Annotated in this window: 25 protein-coding genes and 1 pseudogene; 19 read left to right on the top strand and 7 right to left on the bottom strand. The window is 47.1% G+C overall.

Annotation, left to right across the window (positions count from 1 at the left end):
- The first annotated feature begins 12 nt into the window (after positions 1-12).
- From rpsH to rplQ, 13 genes are all read left to right on the top strand, one after another.
- Complete coding sequence (rpsH, locus tag VV1_RS03620; protein WP_011078819.1) at positions 13-405, top strand: 30S ribosomal protein S8; 393 nt, start codon at positions 13-15, stop codon at positions 403-405.
- Between the two features lie 12 nt (positions 406-417).
- Entirely contained in the window at positions 418-951 is a 534-nt protein-coding gene (rplF, locus tag VV1_RS03615; RefSeq protein WP_011078818.1) for a 50S ribosomal protein L6, read from the top strand.
- 9 nt (positions 952-960) lie between these two features.
- Positions 961-1,314 carry a 50S ribosomal protein L18 gene (gene rplR / locus VV1_RS03610; RefSeq protein WP_011078817.1) on the top strand — a complete coding sequence of 118 codons (354 nt, stop codon included), beginning with the start codon at positions 961-963 and terminating at the stop codon, positions 1,312-1,314.
- Positions 1,315-1,328: 14 nt separating this feature from the next.
- The gene (gene rpsE, locus VV1_RS03605) at positions 1,329-1,832 is read left to right on the top strand and encodes a 30S ribosomal protein S5 (RefSeq protein ID WP_011078816.1); all 504 of its coding nucleotides are present in this window, start codon (positions 1,329-1,331) and stop codon (positions 1,830-1,832) included.
- A gap of 7 nt (positions 1,833-1,839) precedes the next feature.
- Positions 1,840-2,016 (top strand): 50S ribosomal protein L30, encoded by a 177-nt coding sequence (gene rpmD / locus VV1_RS03600; protein ID WP_011078815.1) that lies wholly within the window; start codon positions 1,840-1,842, stop codon positions 2,014-2,016.
- A gap of 6 nt (positions 2,017-2,022) precedes the next feature.
- Positions 2,023-2,457, top strand: coding sequence for a 50S ribosomal protein L15 (gene rplO, locus VV1_RS03595; protein ID WP_011078814.1), 435 nt, complete (start codon positions 2,023-2,025; stop codon positions 2,455-2,457).
- A 20-nt stretch (positions 2,458-2,477) separates the two neighbouring features.
- Entirely contained in the window at positions 2,478-3,812 is a 1,335-nt protein-coding gene (secY, locus tag VV1_RS03590) for a preprotein translocase subunit SecY (RefSeq protein WP_011078813.1), read from the top strand.
- A 38-nt stretch (positions 3,813-3,850) separates the two neighbouring features.
- Entirely contained in the window at positions 3,851-3,964 is a 114-nt protein-coding gene (rpmJ, locus tag VV1_RS03585) for a 50S ribosomal protein L36 (RefSeq protein ID WP_000868186.1), read from the top strand.
- A 146-nt stretch (positions 3,965-4,110) separates the two neighbouring features.
- Entirely contained in the window at positions 4,111-4,467 is a 357-nt protein-coding gene (rpsM, locus tag VV1_RS03580) for a 30S ribosomal protein S13 (protein WP_011078812.1), read from the top strand.
- Positions 4,468-4,485: 18 nt separating this feature from the next.
- Positions 4,486-4,875: a 30S ribosomal protein S11 gene (rpsK, locus tag VV1_RS03575; RefSeq protein ID WP_001118870.1), complete on the top strand. Its 390-nt coding sequence runs from the start codon at positions 4,486-4,488 to the stop codon at positions 4,873-4,875.
- A 27-nt stretch (positions 4,876-4,902) separates the two neighbouring features.
- The gene (gene rpsD / locus VV1_RS03570; RefSeq protein WP_011078811.1) at positions 4,903-5,523 is read left to right on the top strand and encodes a 30S ribosomal protein S4; all 621 of its coding nucleotides are present in this window, start codon (positions 4,903-4,905) and stop codon (positions 5,521-5,523) included.
- 23 nt (positions 5,524-5,546) lie between these two features.
- Positions 5,547-6,539 (top strand): DNA-directed RNA polymerase subunit alpha, encoded by a 993-nt coding sequence (locus tag VV1_RS03565; protein ID WP_010445384.1) that lies wholly within the window; start codon positions 5,547-5,549, stop codon positions 6,537-6,539.
- Between the two features lie 26 nt (positions 6,540-6,565).
- Positions 6,566-6,949, top strand: a complete 384-nt coding sequence (rplQ, locus tag VV1_RS03560; RefSeq protein WP_011078810.1) for a 50S ribosomal protein L17 — start codon at positions 6,566-6,568, stop codon at positions 6,947-6,949.
- 266 nt (positions 6,950-7,215) lie between these two features.
- Here the strand turns inward: rplQ and VV1_RS03555 are convergent.
- Positions 7,216-7,711, bottom strand: a pseudogene (locus VV1_RS03555) (DUF2780 domain-containing protein).
- Between the two features lie 133 nt (positions 7,712-7,844).
- Positions 7,845-8,405 carry a BamJ family beta-barrel-assembly machinery protein gene (bamJ, locus tag VV1_RS03550; RefSeq protein WP_011078808.1) on the bottom strand — a complete coding sequence of 187 codons (561 nt, stop codon included), beginning with the start codon at positions 8,403-8,405 and terminating at the stop codon, positions 7,845-7,847.
- 287 nt (positions 8,406-8,692) lie between these two features.
- Here bamJ and VV1_RS03545 point away from each other — a divergent pair, with 287 nt between their 5' ends.
- Complete coding sequence (locus VV1_RS03545) at positions 8,693-9,256, top strand: LysM-like peptidoglycan-binding domain-containing protein (protein ID WP_011078807.1); 564 nt, start codon at positions 8,693-8,695, stop codon at positions 9,254-9,256.
- Positions 9,257-9,329: 73 nt separating this feature from the next.
- On the opposite strand, the gene VV1_RS03540 is transcribed toward VV1_RS03545, so the two are convergent.
- The 4 genes from VV1_RS03540 to cpdB all read right to left on the bottom strand — a co-directional run bounded on the left by VV1_RS03540 (position 9,330) and on the right by cpdB (position 13,351).
- Positions 9,330-10,202, bottom strand: a complete 873-nt coding sequence (locus tag VV1_RS03540) for a DMT family transporter (RefSeq protein ID WP_011078806.1) — start codon at positions 10,200-10,202, stop codon at positions 9,330-9,332.
- Positions 10,203-10,655, bottom strand: coding sequence for a GNAT family N-acetyltransferase (locus VV1_RS03535; RefSeq protein WP_011078805.1), 453 nt, complete (start codon positions 10,653-10,655; stop codon positions 10,203-10,205). It lies immediately after the preceding gene.
- A 99-nt stretch (positions 10,656-10,754) separates the two neighbouring features.
- The gene (locus tag VV1_RS03530; protein WP_011078804.1) at positions 10,755-11,318 is read right to left on the bottom strand and encodes a Crp/Fnr family transcriptional regulator; all 564 of its coding nucleotides are present in this window, start codon (positions 11,316-11,318) and stop codon (positions 10,755-10,757) included.
- Positions 11,319-11,389: 71 nt separating this feature from the next.
- A complete protein-coding gene (cpdB, locus tag VV1_RS03525) occupies positions 11,390-13,351 on the bottom strand; it encodes a 2',3'-cyclic-nucleotide 2'-phosphodiesterase (RefSeq protein ID WP_026130534.1) in 1,962 nt (653 codons plus the stop codon).
- A 272-nt stretch (positions 13,352-13,623) separates the two neighbouring features.
- Between cpdB and cobA the strand changes: the two genes are divergently transcribed.
- From cobA to cysC, 5 genes are all read left to right on the top strand, one after another.
- The gene (gene cobA, locus VV1_RS03520) at positions 13,624-14,499 is read left to right on the top strand and encodes a uroporphyrinogen-III C-methyltransferase (RefSeq protein WP_011078802.1); all 876 of its coding nucleotides are present in this window, start codon (positions 13,624-13,626) and stop codon (positions 14,497-14,499) included.
- Between the two features lie 57 nt (positions 14,500-14,556).
- The gene (gene cysD, locus VV1_RS03515; protein ID WP_011078801.1) at positions 14,557-15,465 is read left to right on the top strand and encodes a sulfate adenylyltransferase subunit CysD; all 909 of its coding nucleotides are present in this window, start codon (positions 14,557-14,559) and stop codon (positions 15,463-15,465) included.
- 17 nt (positions 15,466-15,482) lie between these two features.
- Entirely contained in the window at positions 15,483-16,913 is a 1,431-nt protein-coding gene (cysN, locus tag VV1_RS03510) for a sulfate adenylyltransferase subunit CysN (protein ID WP_011078800.1), read from the top strand.
- An 87-nt stretch (positions 16,914-17,000) separates the two neighbouring features.
- Entirely contained in the window at positions 17,001-18,725 is a 1,725-nt protein-coding gene (locus VV1_RS03505) for an SLC13 family permease (RefSeq protein WP_011078799.1), read from the top strand.
- Between the two features lie 13 nt (positions 18,726-18,738).
- Positions 18,739-19,362, top strand: coding sequence for an adenylyl-sulfate kinase (cysC, locus tag VV1_RS03500; protein WP_011078798.1), 624 nt, complete (start codon positions 18,739-18,741; stop codon positions 19,360-19,362).
- Positions 19,363-19,488: 126 nt separating this feature from the next.
- Here the strand turns inward: cysC and VV1_RS03495 are convergent, their stop codons facing one another.
- Positions 19,489-20,391 (bottom strand): TIGR03899 family protein, encoded by a 903-nt coding sequence (locus VV1_RS03495; protein ID WP_011078797.1) that lies wholly within the window; start codon positions 20,389-20,391, stop codon positions 19,489-19,491.
- Between the last annotated feature and the right edge of the window lie 62 nt (positions 20,392-20,453).

The following is a 20,453-nucleotide window of genomic DNA, read 5'->3' as shown; positions in this document are numbered from 1 at the left end:
GGAGTAAATCATATGAGCATGCAAGATCCGATTTCGGATATGCTGACCCGTATTCGTAACGGTCAGGCAGCAAACAAAGTTGCTGTTAAAATGCCTTCTTCAAAGCTGAAAGTTGCAATCGCTGCACTACTAAAGGCTGAAGGTTACATCGTTGACTTCGCTGTTGAAGGCGAAGCAAAACCTGAGCTAGAAGTTACTCTTAAGTACTTCCAAGCTAAACCAGTAATCGAGCAACTTAAGCGTGTTTCACGCCCAGGTCTGCGCGTCTACAAGAAGAAAGACGATCTGCCATCTGTTATGGGTGGTCTAGGTGTTGCTGTAGTTTCCACTTCCAAGGGTCTGATGTCAGACCGTGCTGCTCGTAAAGCAGGTCTTGGTGGTGAAATCATCTGCTACGTAGCTTAATAGGAGTAGAATATGTCTCGTGTTGCTAAAGCACCTGTCGCTATTCCAGCTGGCGTAGAGGTGAAACTGAACGGCCAAGAAATCACTGTAAAAGGTGCTAAAGGTGAACTATCTCGCGTTATCAACAACGCAGTAGTTATCGCTCAGGAAGAAAACAAGCTAACTTTCGGTCCTCGCGAAGGTGTTGCTAACGCATGGGCACAAGCAGGTACTGCTCGCGCTCTAGTTAACAACATGGTTGTAGGTGTTACTGAAGGCTTTACCCGTAAGCTAATCCTTAAGGGTGTAGGTTACCGTGCTGCTATCAAAGGCAATGCGGTTGGTCTAACTCTTGGCTTCTCTCACCCAGTTGAGCATGAATTGCCAGCGGGTATCAAAGCTGAGTGTCCTAGCCAAACTGAAATCGTTCTAACTGGTTGTGATAAGCAGTTGATCGGTCAAGTTGCAGCAGACATTCGTGCTTACCGCGCGCCTGAGCCTTACAAAGGTAAAGGTATTCGTTACGCAGATGAAAATGTGCGTAGTAAAGAAGCTAAGAAGAAGTAAGGTAACACTATGGATAAGAAAGCATCTCGCATCCGTCGTGCTACACGTGCACGTCGTAAGATTGCAGAACTTGGTGCAACTCGCCTGGTAGTACACCGTACTCCTCGCCACGTTTACGCTCAAGTTATCGCAGCAAACGGCTCTGAGGTTATCGCAGCAGCTTCTACTGTAGAAAAAGCGATCCGTGAGCAAGTGAAATACACTGGTAACATCGAAGCAGCTAAAGCAGTTGGTAAAGCTGTAGCAGAGCGCGCTCTTGAAAAAGGCGTATCTACTGTTGCATTCGATCGTTCTGGTTTCCAATACCACGGTCGAGTAGCGGCGCTAGCAGATTCTGCTCGCGAAGCTGGTCTGAAATTCTAAGGTAGGGTTGGAAGATGGCTAAAGAACAACAAGTTCAAGCGAATGATTTGCAAGAAAAGCTAATCGCAGTTAACCGTGTTTCTAAAACGGTTAAAGGTGGTCGAATCATGAGCTTTACTGCACTAACAGTAGTTGGTGACGGTAACGGTCGTGTAGGTTTCGGTTACGGCAAAGCTCGTGAAGTACCTGCAGCGATCCAAAAAGCAATGGAAAAAGCGCGTCGTAACATGGTTACTATCGCACTTAACGAAGGCACACTTCACCACCCAGTGAAAGGTCGCCACTCGGGCTCTAAAGTTTACATGCAGCCTGCTGCAGAAGGTACTGGTGTTATCGCAGGTGGTGCGATGCGTGCAGTACTAGAAGTTGCTGGTGTACACAACGTACTGTCTAAAGCGTACGGCTCTACTAACCCAATCAACATCGTTCGTGCAACGATTGATGCGCTAGTAGACGTTAAGTCACCAGAAATGGTTGCTGCTAAACGTGGTCTAACTGTTGAAGCTATTTCGGAGTAAGAACACCATGGCAACTATCAAAGTAACACAAACTAAAAGCTCAATTGGTCGTCTACCTAAGCACAAAGCTACACTTCGTGGTCTAGGTCTTCGTCGTATCAACCACACAGTAGAACTTGAAGATACTCCGTGCATTCGCGGTATGATCAACAAGGTTTACTACATGGTTAAAGTTGAGGAGTAATCAGAAATGCGTTTGAATACTCTATCACCGGCTGCTGGCTCTAAGCATGCTCCTAAGCGTGTAGGTCGCGGTATCGGTTCTGGCCTTGGTAAAACAGGTGGCCGCGGTCACAAAGGTCAAAAGTCACGTTCTGGCGGTAAAGTTCGTCCAGGTTTTGAAGGCGGTCAGATGCCTCTAAAACAACGTCTACCAAAATTCGGTTTCACTTCTCGTAAGAGCCTAGTGTCTGCTGAAGTTCGCGTAGCTGAGCTAGCGAAAGTAACTGGTGACGTGGTTGATCTAAACAGCCTTAAAGCTGCTAACGTTATCACCAAAAACATTGAGAACGTGAAAATCGTTCTTTCTGGTGAAATCAACAAGGCAGTGACTGTTAAAGGTCTACGTGTGACTAAAGGCGCTAAAGCTGCAATCGAAGCTGCAGGCGGTAAAATCGAGGAATAATCTCGAGGAACGAGGTACAGATGGCTAAGAAACCAGGACAAGATTTTCGTAGTGCTCAGAGCGGCTTAAGTGAACTGAAGTCGCGCTTATTATTCGTAATTGGTGCACTTTTAGTATTCCGAGCTGGCTCTTTTGTGCCGATTCCTGGTATTGACGCTGCTGTACTTGCCGATTTGTTCGAACAGCAAAAAGGTACCATCGTTGAAATGTTTAACATGTTCTCCGGTGGTGCTCTTGAGCGTGCATCTATTTTAGCTCTGGGCATCATGCCGTATATTTCGGCATCTATTGTTGTCCAGTTGCTAACTGTAGTTCATCCAGCGTTAGCTGAACTCAAGAAAGAGGGTGAAGCAGGCCGTCGTAAGATCAGCCAATACACACGCTACGGCACGCTTGTACTTGCAACATTCCAGGCTATTGGTATTGCAACTGGCTTACCAAACATGGTCGACAATCTGGTCGTTATCGATCAAACCATGTTTACGCTAATTGCAACCGTGAGTTTAGTAACCGGTACCATGTTCTTAATGTGGTTAGGTGAACAAATTACTGAGCGTGGAATTGGTAATGGTATTTCATTACTGATCTTTGCAGGTATTGTTGCTGGATTGCCTTCGGCAATCGGTCAAACAATCGAGCAAGCGCGTCAAGGTGAATTGCATGTACTTCTTCTGCTGTTAATTGCAGTTTTGGCTTTTGCTGTAATTTACTTCGTTGTTTTCATGGAGCGTGGTCAACGTCGTATCGTTGTTAACTACGCGAAGCGTCAACAAGGTCGTAAAGTATTTGCAGCACAAAGCTCGCACCTTCCATTGAAAATTAATATGGCTGGTGTAATTCCTGCGATTTTCGCATCAAGCATTATCCTGTTCCCTGGAACATTGGCCCAGTGGTTCGGTCAGAATGGTGAAAGCAGCGCGTTCGGTTGGTTAACTGACGTGTCATTGGCTCTAAGTCCTGGTCAACCGCTATATGTAATGCTTTATGCAGCAGCGATTATTTTCTTCTGTTTCTTCTACACGGCGTTGGTTTTCAACCCGCGTGAAACAGCAGATAACCTGAAGAAGTCAGGTGCATTCGTACCCGGTATCCGCCCAGGCGAGCAGACAGCCAAGTACATTGATAAAGTAATGACGCGTTTAACCTTAGCTGGTGCGCTTTATATTACCTTTATCTGTCTGATTCCGGAGTTCATGATGGTCGCGTGGAACGTACGTTTCTACTTCGGCGGTACATCACTACTTATCGTAGTTGTTGTAATTATGGACTTTATGGCACAGGTACAGACACATATGATGTCTCATCAATATGAGTCTGTGTTGAAGAAAGCGAATCTGAAAGGCTACGGTCGTTAATCCGGCGGTAGTTTCAGTTTCAATTACGGAGTTTAGCAATGAAAGTTCGTGCTTCCGTTAAAAAAATCTGCCGTAACTGTAAAGTAATCAAGCGTAACGGTGTAGTTCGCGTGATTTGCAGTGAGCCAAAGCACAAGCAGCGCCAAGGCTAATCAGCAGAAATTTTTACTTGAAATAAAAGGTAGTGTCGAGTATATTCCTCGGCCTACCTTTTGCGTGCAAAAGAAGTAGTATCCCGCAGCGTATCCGACACGGGCTTTGCTGCGGATAATTCTTTTATGAAACCTAGGAGTGAATAATGGCCCGTATTGCAGGCATTAACATTCCTGATCAGAAACATGCTGTAATCGCTCTAACTGCGATCTACGGTATCGGTAAAACTCGCTCAAAAGCTATCCTAGCTGACGTGGGTATTGCTGAAGATGTTAAGATCAGTGAACTAACTGAAGAGCAGATCGATCAACTGCGTGATGGTGTAGCTAAGTACACTGTAGAAGGTGATCTACGTCGTGAAGTATCTATGAACATCAAGCGTCTTATGGACCTTGGCTGTTACCGTGGTCTTCGTCATCGTCGCAGTCTACCTCTACGTGGACAGCGTACTAAAACCAACGCTCGCACCCGTAAGGGTCCGCGTAAGCCGATCAAGAAATAATCGGGAAGGTAGAGTACAATGGCTAAACAACCAACTCGCGCGCGCAAGCGCGTACGCAAGCAAGTTGCGGATGGCGTTGCGCACATCCATGCTTCTTTCAATAACACAATCGTAACTATCACTGACCGTCAAGGTAATGCTCTTGCATGGGCTACTGCTGGTGGTTCAGGTTTCCGTGGTTCTCGTAAGTCTACTCCGTTCGCTGCACAGGTTGCTGCTGAGCGTTGTGCTGAAATGGCTAAAGAATACGGCCTAAAGAACTTGGAAGTTATGGTTAAGGGTCCTGGTCCAGGTCGTGAATCTACTGTTCGCGCACTGAACGCAGCTGGTTTCCGCATCACCAACATCGTTGATGCTACACCAATCCCTCATAACGGTTGTCGTCCACCTAAGAAACGTCGCGTATAACGTTTTTTAGATTACTGGAGAAAGATCATGGCAAGATATTTGGGTCCTAAGCTGAAGCTTAGCCGTCGTGAAGGCACTGACTTGTTCCTTAAGTCTGGTGTTCGCGCGATCGATACCAAGTGTAAAATTGATAACGCACCAGGTGTACACGGCGCTCGTCGCGGTCGTCTATCTGAGTATGGCGTTCAGCTTCGTGAGAAGCAAAAAGTACGTCGTATGTACGGCGTTCTAGAAAAACAATTCCGTAACTACTACGCAGAAGCTGCTCGTCTTAAAGGCAACACAGGTGAAAACCTACTTCAGCTTCTTGAAGGTCGTCTTGATAACGTAGTTTACCGCATGGGCTTTGGCGCAACTCGCGCAGAAGCACGTCAGCTAGTTAGCCACAAAGCTATCCTAGTAAACGGTAAAGTTGTAAACGTTCCTTCTTTCAAAGTAGCGGCTAACGACGTTGTTTCAATTCGCGAGAAAGCTAAACAGCAAACTCGTATCAAAGCAGCTCTAGAAGTTGCTGAACAACGTGAAAAACCAACTTGGATTGAAGTAGATGCTGGCAAGATGGAAGGTACATTCAAGCGTATGCCTGAACGTTCAGATCTATCAGCTGACATCAACGAACAATTGATCGTCGAGCTTTACTCTAAGTAAGGTTAAACTAAAGAGAGGACACAATGCAGGGTTCTGTAACAGAATTTCTTAAGCCACGTCTAGTTGACATCGAACAGATCAGCTCGACCCACGCAAAAGTAACTCTTGAGCCATTGGAGCGTGGTTTCGGCCATACTCTAGGTAATGCACTTCGCCGTATTCTTCTATCTTCTATGCCAGGTTGTGCTGTAACAGAAGTAGAAATTGAAGGCGTTCTTCATGAGTACAGCACTAAAGAAGGCGTTCAAGAAGATATTCTTGAAATCCTACTAAACCTAAAAGGTTTGGCTGTACGCGTTGCCGAAGGCAAAGATGAAGTGTTCATTACACTGAACAAATCAGGCTCGGGCCCTGTGGTTGCAGGTGACATCACCCATGACGGTGATGTAGAGATCGCTAACCCTGAACACGTAATTTGTCACCTAACGGATGACAACGCAGAGATCGCAATGCGCATCAAAGTAGAACGTGGTCGTGGTTATGTTCCAGCTTCAGCTCGTATCCATACTGAAGAAGATGAGCGTCCAATCGGTCGCCTACTCGTAGACGCTACTTACAGCCCAGTAGACAAAATTGCCTACGCTGTAGAAGCAGCTCGTGTAGAACAGCGCACTGACTTAGACAAGCTTGTTATCGATATGGAAACGAACGGTACTCTTGAACCTGAGGAAGCAATCCGTCGCGCAGCAACTATTCTTGCTGAGCAATTGGATGCGTTCGTAGATCTTCGTGATGTACGTGTACCTGAGGAGAAGGAAGAGAAGCCAGAATTCGATCCGATCCTACTGCGTCCTGTAGACGATCTTGAACTAACAGTTCGCTCTGCTAACTGTCTGAAAGCAGAAGCGATTCACTACATCGGTGATCTAGTACAACGTACTGAGGTTGAGCTACTTAAAACGCCAAACCTTGGTAAAAAATCTCTTACTGAGATTAAAGACGTACTTGCGTCACGTGGTCTGTCTCTGGGCATGCGCCTAGAAAACTGGCCACCTGCATCAATCGCTGAAGATTAATCGATACTAGTTAGAAGGATTAGGTCATGCGCCATCGTAAGAGTGGTCGTCAACTCAACCGCAACAGCTCACATCGCAAAGCGATGTTCAGCAACATGGCTAGCTCTCTTGTACGTCATGAAGTTATCAAGACTACATTGCCAAAAGCTAAAGAGCTACGTCGCGTAGTTGAGCCTTTGATTACACTAGCTAAGACTGACAGTGTTGCTAACCGTCGTCTTGCGTTTGCACGTACTCGTGACAACGAAGTAGTTGCAAAGCTATTTAACGAACTAGGTCCACGTTTTGCTGCTCGTCAGGGCGGTTACACTCGTATCCTAAAAGCTGGCTTCCGTGCTGGTGACAAAGCTCCAATGGCTTACATTGAGCTTGTAGATCGCCCAGCTGCTGAAGAAGCTGCTGCTGAGTAATCAGGTTCGTAAGAACAGAAAAGCCGAGCATTAGCTCGGCTTTTTTGCGTTTGTAAGGTAAGGAAATAACGAGCCACACCTTACTTCCTTTGAGAAAGCTTCGCTCAGAGAATCGCGAGCGAACTCCGTTCTTCGAGATGAGATCGCGGAGAGAGAGTCAAAAGTTGCAGACAGCACTGGGTCCTAATTTGGATTTCATTATCGAATTTAAAGAAAAGGGTTGGCACTGCGCCAACCCTTCAACATTTTCTCGCTTCTCGCTTCGCTTATTTCCAGATAGAAGAAAGGCTATCTAGCAAACCTGAGCTTGCGCCCTGGTTTTTGTAGTGCGCTTAGGATGATCGGTGTAAAGGTTGAAATAAGAGCTGGATCTAAGCCCAATGCAGAAAATGCGCTCTTAACCGTTTCGTTATTACTAATTAAAGCCGTCAAGCCACTTGACTGTAAAGAATCAAATCCCGGAATGAGCCCCGATAACTCATTGTTTTCGTTACTGCTCAATGAGTTTTGAGCTAACGCGAGTAGTGAGCCGATCCCGCCAATAGCCTGTTCAGATGACACATTAGTGCTATTTTGTATCGCGGAGACGAGATCGCTATCGGCAGCTCCTTTTTGAGACCATGTTTGAACTGCGCCCATCAGCGCCGCATTAGCGATTTCGCTATAGCCACTTTCGGTACCTGTTTGAGTTTGTTTCGATGTCGTTTGACATCCCATAAGTGCAACACTGACAAAGGCGGCGATAGCGATTTTCTTGTACATAATATTTCCTTATTTTCTGACTTATTTTCGGTATTGTCGCAACCGAATATTCTTGTTTTGAATGGTTTCAGTATTATCCAAAAAAAACGGCGACACAATGTGTCGCCGTTATGAGAAATGCTACAAGTTTAGATTAAACGATGTCTAGCAGTTCTACTTCAAATACAAGTGCTGCAAATGGAGGAATGGACGCGCCCGCACCACGCTCGCCGTAAGCAAGATCGTGTGGGATGTACAGTTTCCATTTAGAGCCTACAGGCATCAGTTGTAGTGCTTCAACCCAACCTTTAATCACACCCGTTACTGGGAATTGCGCTGGTTGGCCACGTGATACTGAGCTATCGAAAACGGTGCCGTCAACCAGTTCGCCATGGTAGTGAACACGTACGGTTTTGTCTGACGTTGGGATTTCGCCATTACCTTCGGTGATGATTTCGTATTGCAGGCCAGACTCAAGAACCGTTACTTCTGGACGAAGCGCGTTGTCTTTTAGGAATACCTCGCCGTCAGCCGCTGCGGCTTTTGCCGCTTCTGCACGCGCAGATTCTGCGCGAGTGTATAGCTCGTGTAGCGCTTTGTTGATTTCGTCTACTTCTACCGCTGGCATGTCGCCTGTTAGAGATGTGGCGATACCCGCTGCGATGGCTGCAACGTTTAGGCCATCAAGACCTGAACCTGCTAGCTGCTGGCCCATTTGTAGGCCGATACCGTAGCTTGCTTTCTCTTCTACGGTTTCAAATTTAATGTCAGGACATAAAAGTCACTCTTATTGAACGAATGAAAGCGAAAGGATAACAGTTTAGGCTACAGGTTTAAATGGCCCATCTCTCACCGAGGGGCGAATGGCCGTGTAAAAGGAACGTTTTCCTTCACGCTTTTTAACCATTTTTACCTTGTAATGACTCACTGTCATCGGAAAGCACTATACTCAGCCAATTTGTATTTTTATACTGAGTGCAAAGGGTTTGGAGAAGCACTAGCATGAATCGACGTAGAAAGAAGAAGGCTCAGGTAGATTATCTGGCGCTGTGTAAACAGCGTATTGCTCAATTTGATTACCAGCGTATTTTGTCCAACGTAAAGCAGTTTTGGGCAACGTTGCCACGTTTACATCAACGTGCGCTTTATGTTTTGGTTCCTGTCCTGTTTGTCTTGTTACTGTGGCCAAGTAGCGAACCAGAGCTCAAAGTGTCAGAGCCTAGCACGCCGCAGCGTATTGCTTTGGATATTGATACTACCGGGTTAAGCCAGCAACGCACAGAAGAGCAGAACAACTTAAAGTCCAATAGCTGGAAGGAATACCTAGTGCGTGATGGTGACACCCTTTCTCAGGTGTTTCGTAATAATCAATTGTCGATGTCGGATCTCAATGCACTGGTGCGCATCGAAGGGGATGACAAACCGCTCAGCCAGATCAAGCAAGGTCAGTTGGTGCGTTTTAAGCTTAATGACACTGGCCAATTGGACATTTTACAGTTGGAAAAAGGCACCACTTCAGTGATGTTTTTCCGCTTGTCTGATGGTGGTTTTGGCCGCAGCAAGTAGCGCTGCGGTGTTATGAATCAGTCCCAATAAGGCGCGTTGAGCGCCTTATTGCGTTTATGCGAGCTCTTTTTTTCTAGCTCGATGATGGAGAGCGATGTTTCCGTTGCCTGGCATGTAACCACTCGCGGACGGGCAGTAGCGGCAGCACAATCAATGAAATTCCTAGCCAAGTGAAGCCATCAGGCAGCTCGTTAAAACCCACCACGCCAATGAGGGTGACAAACAGCAATCCAGAATACTCCGAGAGCGCAATTTGGCCTGCTGGCGCACGGCGATACGCTGCAACGGCCAAGCCGTTATAGCCAAGGATGCACACTGCGCTTATTGCGACCAACAGAAACAGTTGAGCACTCATGGGTTGCCAATGAAATAGCGCGAGCAAGGCAGATACCGGAATGGAGAACAGGGTTGTCCACCATAATGTGGTCACCACCGATTGCGAGGCCGGCAATTTTCTCACTAGGATGTTAAACAGTGCGAGTGTGGTGGCGGTGCCGAGTGCAAAGAGTGCCGCCCAATGAAATTGAGAAGGACGCAACACGATCAACACACCAACAAAGCCCAGGCTGGTCGCAAGCACTTTGGCGGCGGAAGGGCGTTCTTTCAATAGCCAAATCGACAATGGCAGCATGAGTAACGGTGCGGCATAAAAAACCGCATTGGCGGTTGCCAGCGGTAGATAAGTGATAGAAACCATCATGCAACCGCTACCAATCAAAATGAGGTGCGCTCGGGTGATGGTCACTGCGGGTTGTGTTAATCGCCGTTGTTCTGGCGATTGAACCCACCATAAGGGCGTGATGAGTGAGAGCGAGACCACCTGACGTAAAAACATGTATTGAAATGGGGAGATGTCGCCGTCGATGAGCTTAACGGCGACATCGGGAAGCGTCGCCAAGAAATTGCCAACAATCAGTAAAACGATAGCCAGTTGCTGAGCTTGCATTTAGTCGCCTTTACGCATGTCGATATGGGGGATGCCATCCTCAAGGTACATGTCTGACACTGTGCGAAAGCCGTGATGTTGGTAAAACGCTTCAAGGTGTTGTTGGGCACCAATGTCGATTATTGTGTTTGGCCAAAGTTTGTCACAACATTGCAACGCCTGATTGAGCAATTGATGGCCAAGGCCATTGCCTCGTGCACTGGCTAAGGTTGCCACGCGTCCGATTGAGGCGTGAGGGTAAGTGGTTCCAGCAGGAAGCAAGCGACTACAAGCAACCAACTCTTCTCCTTGATAACCCAATAGATGGTAGACCCCTAGTTTTGTATCGTGACCATCGAGCTCAGGATACGGGCAATTTTGCTCAACGACGAAGACATCAACGCGAAGTTTTAATAACTGATAAAGCTGGGTGTTTGACAGCTGCGCAAACGGCAGCAATTGCCATTGGATCATGGATAACGCTCCTTATGAAATGAGTATGGCGACTCTAATCTTTGTCTCCCGCTAATGCCATTAACATAGGTTAACGATGGTTATCTCTATGTCATCGAGTTAAACCGTTGAACGGTTTTTGATTCGACTTAGGCTGACAGGGGTGATACCCAAATACGCCGCAATTTGCCGATCACTGAGCCGTTCCAATAACGTGGGGAACGATGTTTTAAACAAGTGGTATTTTTGCTCAGGAGTGTGAAGCAGCAAAAAGCGCTCTTTACGTTCTTTGTAAACCAGTTGAGTCTCGAGTAAGTGCGTGTAAAGCGGGTGATGCGTTGAGCGCCAATGCTGCAGTAGTTCGATAGGAAATGTCAGTAAATGCACTGGTGTTAATGTCTCAAGCAGAAAAGGGCTCGCTTGTTGCAAAATTGCGCTTTCAAAACCGATCATCCAATCGACTTCCCAATAGAATTCTTTGCTGAATTCTTTACCGTCTTCGGTGAGATAGCAGGCGTGGCACAATCCATCGAGCAAAAAATAAAATTGCTGCGGATACTCTCCCTGATGATGGAGAATATGACGAGTGGGTAATTGCAACTCTTTGGCGTGAGAGAGCACCAGAGCAATGTCATCGGCGGATAAATTGAGCTGCTGAAGCTGTTGTGTAAAGCGAGTGTCCATGTCTCTCCCTAAAAAAAACCGTTGCCTTAGGGCAACGGTTTGAGTTTAAGCATTTCTCATATCGAGAAAAGTTATTTTTGTAGATCCAACTGGTACACGGCGAAACCAACGTCGTCCGTCGCAATCTGCTTCATTGGGTAGATGCCTTTCTCCTTGATGAACTGAGCCGCTTTGTCGCTTGGCGAGGTTTCAAAGCGAATATCCAGTGCTTTGTCTGACTTAATCGGCGCAAAAGTCCAGTTATTGTCGGCACTTGGTGTCACTTCACCTTTTTCTTGGCTCACGCGAGAGATGTAGTTGGCCACAACAGTGCGGTTTTCATCTGGTGAATCAAACGCAACAAACTCAGATCCAGTGCCTGGGAATTTGTTGCTGTAAGCGCGGTAATTGTTGGTCGCAATAATGAATGTTTGCTTCACATCGATCGGCTTGCCTTGGTAAGTCAGGCCAATAACACGCTCTGAATCGGCGTTGATCACTTTACAATCACCGTCGTATTTTGCAGGTTTGGTCACATCAATCTGGTAGTTCACTCCATCGATCACATCGAAGTTATACGTGCGGAAACCATCCCAATCGATCAGAGATTGAGGCGCCGTGCTGCTGACGTCGATTTGCTTGAACTGACCTGCACTGCATTCAAGCCACTCTTTCACTTCATGACCAGTGACTTTCATTGCTACCAGTGTATTTGGATAAAGGTACAAATCGGCTGCGTTACGGAACGTTAATTGACCAGATTCAACTTCGGTAAAGTTGGCCGGATCGTTTTTACGACCACCCGCCTTAAAAGGGGCAGCGGCAGAAAGAACAGGCAGGCCAGCAAGATCAGGATCGCCTTGAATGAAGCGTTCTACGTAATCTTTCTGCGCTAAGTTAACAATTTGCACTGTTGGGTCGTCTTGAACCAATGCGAGGAAGCTGTACATCACATCGTTCGCTTTACCGATAGGTTGGTTAACGAATTCGCGTGTGCCTTTGTGGTCGGCTTCCAGTGCTTTTACCATCGCCGCATCGGCGTCGACTAATGGTTTCTTGGTCGTTTTGTCGAAAATTGGGCGCGCTTCCGTTTGTCCTTTCACCACCGTCCATTTGCCCTGCTTCTGTTGCAGCTCCAAATCAATGATGCCGACATGGCTGCCCCAGCGTCCTGGCATCACCGCCGCAACACCGTTGATGGTGCCAGCTTGATTATCGACACCTTGGATGTTGTCAAAGCCTTTACCTGGGAACACGGCGTGGGAGTGGCCAAACGCAATTGCATCAATGCCGTCCACTTCTGAGAGGTAGTAAACCGAGTTTTCTGCGCCAATTTTGTATGGGTCAGAGGAGACGCCTGAGTGTGGAATGGCGACGATCACATCGGCACCTTCTTTCTTCATCTGCGGAACCAGCTCTTCTGCTGTTTCTTTGATGTCTTTGGCGAACACTTTGCCTTCGAGGTTTTTCTTGTCCCACACCATAATTTGAGGAGGTACAAAGCCAATGTAGCCCACTTTGATGGTGTGCTCTTCACCGTTTACGTCTTTGAAGGTGTGATCTTTGATGATGTAAGGTTTGAAGTAGTGCTTGCCCGTTTTCTTATCAAAAACGTTGGCGCTGACGTACGGGAAATCAGCATCATTAATGGTTTCCGCTAAGAACTCCAAACCGTAGTTGAATTCGTGGTTACCAATGTTACCGACATCGTAGCTCAGCTGGTTCATGGCTTTGTAAACAGGATGAACTTCACCCGCTTTAATGCCTTTAGCTGCCATGTAGTCACCCATCGGGCTACCTTGAATTAAGTCACCGTTATCAACCAATACGCTGTTGACCACTTCACCACGTGCTTGTTTGACCAGCGTTGCTGCACGCGTCAAACCAATTTGTTGTGAAGGCTTGTCTTTGTAGTAGTCGTAGTCCATCACATTAGTGTGAATATCGGTGGTTTCAATAATGCGTAGTTTGATGGTCTCAGCCATTGCTGGGCCAGCCATGACTAACATGCTGCTTAAAACGGCTAGAGATAGGGGTTTCACTGCCACTTTCATTGTCTGCTCCAAAAGAATGTTTGCGGAAAGGTCGGTGATTAATGTAACAAATAATGATGAAACCTATCTTACGCGACACATTGAATTGTGATTTTGAGCAATTACTTTATCCCGTTCTGCTTATTATCTCTCACCTTTTGCGGGTTATTTCAGCGCTGAGAGTAACGAGATTGTTTTTCCTTAGCAGTTTTTTGAATAAAAAATGAAATTTTAGAATTTCAGGTAATATGAAGAGCTCGCCATAATGCGCTTATCAATAGTTCGATGGAAAGATGAGCATGGCAGACAAGGACACAGCAACGGTTTTCCCCTTTAAGCGCCCTAGCGTTGTGGCAAGTAATCCTACGGCTGGCCGTTATGGTCACAGCCAGCTCAAGCATGGTGAAGTGGCTTTAGTCGGTGCGGGTCCGGGTGACCCGGAGCTACTGACGCTCAAAGCACTCAATTACCTACAGCAAGCCGAAGTCGTGCTGTACGACTACCTCGTCTCTGATGAGATCATGGCTCTGGTACCCAATGACGCCATTTTAGTGTGTGTCGGTAAGCGAGCGGGTCACCACAGCGTGCCTCAAGAGAAAACCAACCAACTCCTCGTGGACTTTGCCAAGCAAGGTTACAAAGTCGTGCGCATCAAAGGGGGGGATCCGTTTGTTTTTGGCCGTGGCGGCGAAGAACTAGAAGTGTTAGCCGATGCTGGTATTACCTTTCAAGTGGTCCCAGGTATTACTGCCGCAGCGGGCGCCACAGCGTATGCGGGCATACCGCTTACCCATCGTGATTACGCACAATCCGCTATGTTTATTACAGGGCATCTCAAAGCAGAAAGTGACCAATTGGATTGGTCGACTCTGGCAAGAGGGCAGCAAACACTGGTGATTTATATGGGGTTGATGAAGTCGAATTACATTCAAGAGCAATTGATCAAACACGGTCGCAGAGCACAAACACCGATTGCGATTATCGAACGTGGGACTCAGTTGTCACAGAAAGTTTTTAAAGGTCAATTATCGGAACTTGCTGATTTAGCTAAGAAAGCAGAGGCTCCAGCACTGATTGTGATCGGTGAAGTGGTGCAGTTGTCTCAGAAATTAGATTGGTTCTTATCTGGTACTCGAATCAACAATAGTGCTATTGCCAACTCAATATAATCGTTACCAAAGATTTAGGGATACGTATAAGCCAAAAGGTTTAAAAAGGAAATAACTATGGATCAACAACGCCTGACTCACTTGAAGCAGCTGGAAGCAGAAAGCATTCACATTATTCGTGAAGTGGCTGCTGAGTTCGACAATCCAGTAATGATGTACTCAATCGGCAAAGACTCTTCGGTCATGCTGCATTTAGCACGCAAAGCCTTCTATCCAGGGAAGATTCCTTTCCCACTACTGCATGTAGATACGGATTGGAAATTCCGCGAAATGATCGAATTTCGTGATCGTACGGCAGAGAAGTACGGCTTTGAATTGTTGGTACATAAGAACCCAGAAGGTCTCGCTATGGGATGTAGCCCATTTACCCACGGCTCTTCGAAACATACTGACATCATGAAAACGCAAGGTCTTAAGCAAGCATTAAATAAGTATGGTTTTGATGCTGCCTTTGGTGGCGCGCGTCGTGATGAAGAAAAATCGCGAGCGAAAGAGCGTGTCTACTCATTCCGCGACAAAAACCACACTTGGGATCCAAAAAATCAGCGCCCAGAGCTGTGGAAAACCTATAACGGCCAAGTAAACAAAGGCGAAAGCATTCGCGTGTTCCCTTTGTCGAATTGGACAGAATTGGATATTTGGCAATACATCTATCTAGAGAACATCGAGATTGTTCCGCTGTATCTGGCCGCTAAACGCCCGGTGGTAGAGCGTGATGGCATGCTGATCATGGTGGACGATGATCGTATGAAGCTGAAAGAAGGTGAAGTGATTGAAGAGAAAAGCGTACGTTTCCGTACCCTCGGTTGTTACCCACTGACGGGCGCGATCGAATCAGAGGCGAATACGTTGACAGGCATTATTGAAGAGATGCTGGTGGCGACTTCCAGTGAGCGTCAAGGACGAGCCATCGACCACGATCAATCGGGTTCGATGGAACTGAAAAAACGTCAGGGTTACTTCTAAGGATCTAAGGAAAGAAAATGAATAGTGCAGTTCAAGCTCAGCTCGCTGAGTTAGGTATTGAAGGTTACCTAAATCAACACCAACACAAATCGCTACTTAGATTCCTGACATGTGGCTCGGTAGACGATGGTAAAAGTACCCTGATTGGTCGTTTGCTACACGACTCAAAACAGATTTATGAAGATCAATTGGCCGCCGTACATAACGATAGCCAGCGCGTTGGCACCACCGGCAGCCGTCCAGACTTGGCGTTGTTAGTGGATGGTCTGCAAGCGGAGCGTGAGCAAGGCATCACCATCGATGTGGCTTATCGCTACTTCTCAACCCAAAAGCGGAAATTCATTATCGCCGATACTCCAGGGCATGAGCAGTACACGCGCAACATGGCAACAGGTGCTTCTACCTGTGATCTTGCGGTGATTTTGATCGATGCGCGTAAAGGGGTGTTGGATCAAACGCGTCGCCACTCGTTTATCTCCAATTTGCTCGGCCTGAAACACTTTGTGGTGGCGGTTAACAAAATGGACTTGGTGGAATTTTCTCAACAGCGTTTTGAAGAAATTAAAGCCGAATACCAAGCGTTTTCGAAAAATCTTCGTGGTGAAACGGATATTCAAATTATCCCAATCTCTGCTCTGGAAGGCGACAACGTGGTTGAACTAAGCCAGCAAATGGCTTGGTACCAAGGCCCGACACTACTGGAAATTTTGGAATCGGTGGACGTAGTAAAAGAGAAAGAAGCGGGTGAATTCCGTTTCCCAGTGCAATACGTTAATCGTCCAAACCTCGATTTTCGTGGTTTCGCTGGCACCATTTCGTCTGGTGTGGTGAAGGTGGGCGATCGCATTACGGCGTTGCCATCGGGTAAGAGCTCAACCGTTGCGCGCATCGTCACCTTCGATGGCGATCTTGAACAGGCGCAAGCGGGTTTAGCAGTGACGCTGACTCTGGCCGATGAGATCGATATCAGCCGCGGGGATTTGATTGTTCACCATGGTGCGAATGTGGAGCTCACTAACCATTTGGCAGCGGATGTGGTGTGGATGACAGAACAGCCACTTCAGCCTGGTCGTGATTATGACATCAAGATTGCTGGTAAAAAGACCATTGGTCGCGTTGAGCACATTCATCATCAATATGACATCAACAACCTTTCTAAACACAGTGCGGCTGAGTTGCCATTGAATGGTATTGGTTTGTGTGAGTGGACGTTTAATGAGTCTATCGCTCTGGATAACTACCAAGACTGTGCTGATACTGGTGGTTTCATCATCATCGATCGCCTGACAAACGTCACTGTTGGTGCGGGCATGGTGAGTGAGAGCTTGACGGAAGTAACCAAAGCAAGCAGTGATTTCTCCGCATTTGAGTTGGAATTGAATGCACTCATTCGCAAGCATTTCCCACATTGGGATGCGAAAGATTTGAGCGAACTGCTTAAGAAGTAACACTGAGTCATCATACCGAAGTTTGTAGAGTCAGTCAGACGTTGTTGTAACTGGGGGAGTGAGGCTCCCCCGTCATGGGGATGTAGTATGTGGGAGCAAGGATTTGTATTGGCGTTGTTGCTGGGCATCATCACCTGTTTGCTCGTCACGAAAATCAAACCAAGCTATATTTTTGCTGGTGCGGCGTTTGCTGCATTTATGGCTGGAATGAGTGATCTAACCGCGATTGCGGCGAATTTCACCAACTCGTCCTTATTGACCTTAGTGTTGCTGATTCTCGCTTCGACTGCGTTGGAAAAGACGCGTTTGATCAGTTGGGTCAGTCGCAGTATTTCGGAAGGCAGATTGTTGACAGTGGTAGCGAAACTGGGTTTTTCTACGGCCTTTCTCTCTTCGTTTACCAATAACACCGCAGTAGTGGTGTCTCTGATTGGGGCAATCAAACGCAATCGTCAGCATGCGCCTTCTAAGCTCTTGATCCCGCTTTCTTATGCGGCGATTTTTGGTGGCACACTGACGTTAATTGGCACGTCCACCAATTTGATCATCAACAGTTTTGTCGAAGATGCGGGACTACCCAGTCTCAGTTTCTTTACTCCAACGTTGATTGGTTTGGCGATCGTGATTGGCGGGGTGTTGGTACTGATTCCGCTCAGTTATTTGCTACCCGATTACGATGACCAAGGCCAAGATGAGTTACCGTATTTCCTAGAAGCCGCGGTGGAACCCGGTTCACCACTGGTGGGGCGTAGCATCACCGAGAACAATCTACGTGCTTTGCGTAAGCTGTTTTTGGCAGAGGTGATTCGTGATGGGCAAACGGTGCCTTCAGTGGGGCCTGATTTTGTTCTGCAAGCCAAAGATCGTTTGTTGTTTTGTGGTGAGGTCGATAGCGTCTCGACGTTGCAAGAAATTCCCGGTTTGACCTTGTTTGGTCAGCAGCATCTCAACGGACAAAACTTTGTTGAAGTGGTGGTGAGTTCATCGGCGACATTTTGCAATAAAACCCTCAAATCGAGCCGTTTTCGTGACCGGTTTGATGCGGTTGTGGTGGCGATTCGTCGTGGTCATGAGCGTCTCGAAGGGGGCTTAGGTAATATTACCTTAGCGGCTGGCGATACCTTAGTGGTAGTGCCGGGCAAGCGATTTGAAGCGGAGCGTCAGGCACATCGTAAAGAGTTTGTGCTGATGAACGATTTGGATTCCAGCGCACGTTTAGACAGCCACAAATCGACGTTGGTGTTACTCGGTTTTATGGCGGTGATTGCTGCAGCACTGACGGGGTTAGTGCCGATCATTAAAGGCTTGGCGGTGTATCTGCTGGCTCTAGTAGTTTTTGGTATTGTGCAGCTCAATGAGCTAAGACGACGTTTTCCGATTGATATTGTGGTGATTGTTGGCTCAGCGCTGTCGATTGCGCAGTTGATGATCAGCTCTGGTTTTTCAGAGCGTATGGGCGGCATGTTCATTGAAGCCTTCAATGGCTGGGGTGTGTTTGGCGCTTTGGTGGCCACCTACTTTGTCACTTTGATTCTGACGGAATTGGTGACCAATAATGCCGCGGCGGCTCTTGCCTTTCCACTGGGCTATAGCATGGCGTTGGGCTATGGCGTTGATCCGATGCCGTTTATCATGGCGGTGTTGTTTGGTGCCAGTGCCAGTTTTATTTCACCCTACGGGTATCAAACCAACTTGCTGGTGTACAGCGTGGGGAATTATCGTTTGTTGGATTATTTGAAAATTGGTGTGCCGATCTCTTTGGTGTATTCGGTGCTGGTGTTGACTCTGATTCCGATTTTCTTCCCGTTTTAAAAAAGGATTTTCTATGAGCAGCGTTATCGCGCAAAAAGATGAAAATGTCGTTTGGCATCAACATGCTGTGACTAAAACGCAGCGCGCAGATTTAAAACAGCAAAAGCCAGCCGTGCTTTGGTTTACGGGATTGTCTGGTGCGGGCAAATCGACAGTGGCTGGTGCGCTGGAAAATCGGCTTGCTGAACAAGGTTTTCATACTTATCTATTGGATGGAGACAACGTACGCCACGGCTTGTGCAGTGATCTTGGTTTTTCGACGCAAGATCGTCGTGAAAACATTCGCCGTATCGGTGAGTTAGCTAAGTTGATGGCTGATGCGGGATTGATCGTGTTGACGGCATTTATTTCTCCTCACCGCGCTGAGCGTCAGTTGGTGCGTGATTTATTGCCGGAAGGGGAGTTTATTGAAGTTTTCGTCAATACGTCATTAGAAGTGTGCGAACAACGCGATCCAAAAGGTTTGTATAAAAAAGCACGTGCAGGCGAAATTGCCAACTTCACGGGAATCGACTCTGAATATGAGGTACCACTCAATCCAGAGATTGACCTGCCTGCGGGAGAAAAAGGCATCGAAGCGCTGGTGGATTTGCTGGTGGAGCAGCTCACTCTGCGTGGTGTGATTTCCCCACGTTAGTACTGTTAACTGAATTTTTGTATGACAAGAAGTGAGTGTCGCAGCGCGAGACTCACTTTTTTATTGTGATTCATTTTATGTGGATAGCTTGACGTTATTGCCGTACTGGCAATTTTCGCGTCGGTTTTACACGGTGTGATGGATGCTGCTTTGCGCGTCACTTTGTACGGTAAATTTTTGATTGAGTAGCGCAACCAGTTGATCGTAATACGAGTTATTCGGTTTGTTGCCAAGCAATTTACACAATTCATTCCCCGTTGGAGTAAAACGGTAATAAAGCAAACGCACTCCTTTGGATGTGGCATTCAACTGCAAATTTTTGCCTTGATAAGTGAGCATGAGCGGCGTTTGCTGTTCAATTTCACCCGACTCAAGCTCAGTTCCGTGCAGCAACCCTAACTCAATCAAAACCAGTAGACTGGAGAAAGGAAGTTGGAAGCTGCCAATATTAATGTTGCTGGTGGTATCGCGCTTACCAAAGCTGAACAGTCCGCCTTGCGCACGAAAGCCAATGAGTAATTTACGGCTGGCGTCACCGCCAAAGCTGCAGGCAAGCGAGGCGGCACGTTGCAGTATGTGCGCTTCCTTTGGCGTCATGTCTTGTAGCACTTTCAGCGCTTTCATTGAGGTTGAACCCGGATTGGTTACTTCGCGTTTAAGCACCTGTGCCCACAATTTTTGCATGGCACTGTTGTGGATCTCTTGCGCCATGTCGAAGAAGCGGTAGAGCCAATCCTGGTCTGGCTCACCAGCCGTTTCATCTTTGCATGATACATGCGCCAGCTTGAGGATCTGCTCTAGGTTTTTTTGTCGCTGTTCTTTGCGTTGCTCTTCACGAAACACGGCCCGCTCTAGAGCATTTTTGGCTGGCGGATCTTTTTGCAACAGCGCATCGAGGCCATAGGTTTGCGCTATGGTTTGGATTCGGCTCGCGCTGTCTTTGATATAGCTGGACTTTTTCTCCTGATAACCGCCGCTTTTGGTTTCGGGTTCCACGTCAATGACGACGGGAGGTCTGCTATCCGCCATGGGGTTTTCCTTTCATCTTTTCGCTGGCTAAGCTCTCAATGTACCTGCAATCAGAAGCAGAC

The sequence above is a fragment of the Vibrio vulnificus CMCP6 genome (assembly GCF_000039765.1).
Lineage (GTDB): Bacteria > Pseudomonadota > Gammaproteobacteria > Enterobacterales > Vibrionaceae > Vibrio > Vibrio vulnificus_B.
Note: the sequence above shows the minus strand (reverse complement) of the source record. Positions and strands in the feature narration are given on the sequence as shown.

Excerpts from the sequence above, each read along its gene's own strand:
- rpsH (WP_011078819.1), top strand. The coding sequence starts at position 13 with ATGAGCATGCAAGATCCGATTTCGGATATGCTGACCCGTATTCGTAAC.
- rplF (WP_011078818.1), top strand. The coding sequence starts at position 418 with ATGTCTCGTGTTGCTAAAGCACCTGTCGCTATTCCAGCTGGCGTAGAG.
- rplR (WP_011078817.1), top strand. The coding sequence starts at position 961 with ATGGATAAGAAAGCATCTCGCATCCGTCGTGCTACACGTGCACGTCGT.
- rpsE (WP_011078816.1), top strand. The coding sequence starts at position 1,329 with ATGGCTAAAGAACAACAAGTTCAAGCGAATGATTTGCAAGAAAAGCTA.
- rpmD (WP_011078815.1), top strand. The coding sequence starts at position 1,840 with ATGGCAACTATCAAAGTAACACAAACTAAAAGCTCAATTGGTCGTCTA.
- rplO (WP_011078814.1), top strand. The coding sequence starts at position 2,023 with ATGCGTTTGAATACTCTATCACCGGCTGCTGGCTCTAAGCATGCTCCT.
- secY (WP_011078813.1), top strand. The coding sequence starts at position 2,478 with ATGGCTAAGAAACCAGGACAAGATTTTCGTAGTGCTCAGAGCGGCTTA.
- rpmJ (WP_000868186.1), top strand. The coding sequence starts at position 3,851 with ATGAAAGTTCGTGCTTCCGTTAAAAAAATCTGCCGTAACTGTAAAGTA.
- rpsM (WP_011078812.1), top strand. The coding sequence starts at position 4,111 with ATGGCCCGTATTGCAGGCATTAACATTCCTGATCAGAAACATGCTGTA.
- rpsK (WP_001118870.1), top strand. The coding sequence starts at position 4,486 with ATGGCTAAACAACCAACTCGCGCGCGCAAGCGCGTACGCAAGCAAGTT.
- rpsD (WP_011078811.1), top strand. The coding sequence starts at position 4,903 with ATGGCAAGATATTTGGGTCCTAAGCTGAAGCTTAGCCGTCGTGAAGGC.
- VV1_RS03565 (WP_010445384.1), top strand. The coding sequence starts at position 5,547 with ATGCAGGGTTCTGTAACAGAATTTCTTAAGCCACGTCTAGTTGACATC.
- rplQ (WP_011078810.1), top strand. The coding sequence starts at position 6,566 with ATGCGCCATCGTAAGAGTGGTCGTCAACTCAACCGCAACAGCTCACAT.
- bamJ (WP_011078808.1), bottom strand. The coding sequence starts at position 8,405 with ATGGGCCAGCAGCTAGCAGGTTCAGGTCTTGATGGCCTAAACGTTGCA.
- VV1_RS03545 (WP_011078807.1), top strand. The coding sequence starts at position 8,693 with ATGAATCGACGTAGAAAGAAGAAGGCTCAGGTAGATTATCTGGCGCTG.
- VV1_RS03540 (WP_011078806.1), bottom strand. The coding sequence starts at position 10,202 with ATGCAAGCTCAGCAACTGGCTATCGTTTTACTGATTGTTGGCAATTTC.
- VV1_RS03535 (WP_011078805.1), bottom strand. The coding sequence starts at position 10,655 with ATGATCCAATGGCAATTGCTGCCGTTTGCGCAGCTGTCAAACACCCAG.
- VV1_RS03530 (WP_011078804.1), bottom strand. The coding sequence starts at position 11,318 with ATGGACACTCGCTTTACACAACAGCTTCAGCAGCTCAATTTATCCGCC.
- cpdB (WP_026130534.1), bottom strand. The coding sequence starts at position 13,351 with ATGAAAGTGGCAGTGAAACCCCTATCTCTAGCCGTTTTAAGCAGCATG.
- cobA (WP_011078802.1), top strand. The coding sequence starts at position 13,624 with ATGAGCATGGCAGACAAGGACACAGCAACGGTTTTCCCCTTTAAGCGC.
- cysD (WP_011078801.1), top strand. The coding sequence starts at position 14,557 with ATGGATCAACAACGCCTGACTCACTTGAAGCAGCTGGAAGCAGAAAGC.
- cysN (WP_011078800.1), top strand. The coding sequence starts at position 15,483 with ATGAATAGTGCAGTTCAAGCTCAGCTCGCTGAGTTAGGTATTGAAGGT.
- VV1_RS03505 (WP_011078799.1), top strand. The coding sequence starts at position 17,001 with ATGTGGGAGCAAGGATTTGTATTGGCGTTGTTGCTGGGCATCATCACC.
- cysC (WP_011078798.1), top strand. The coding sequence starts at position 18,739 with ATGAGCAGCGTTATCGCGCAAAAAGATGAAAATGTCGTTTGGCATCAA.
- VV1_RS03495 (WP_011078797.1), bottom strand. The coding sequence starts at position 20,391 with ATGGCGGATAGCAGACCTCCCGTCGTCATTGACGTGGAACCCGAAACC.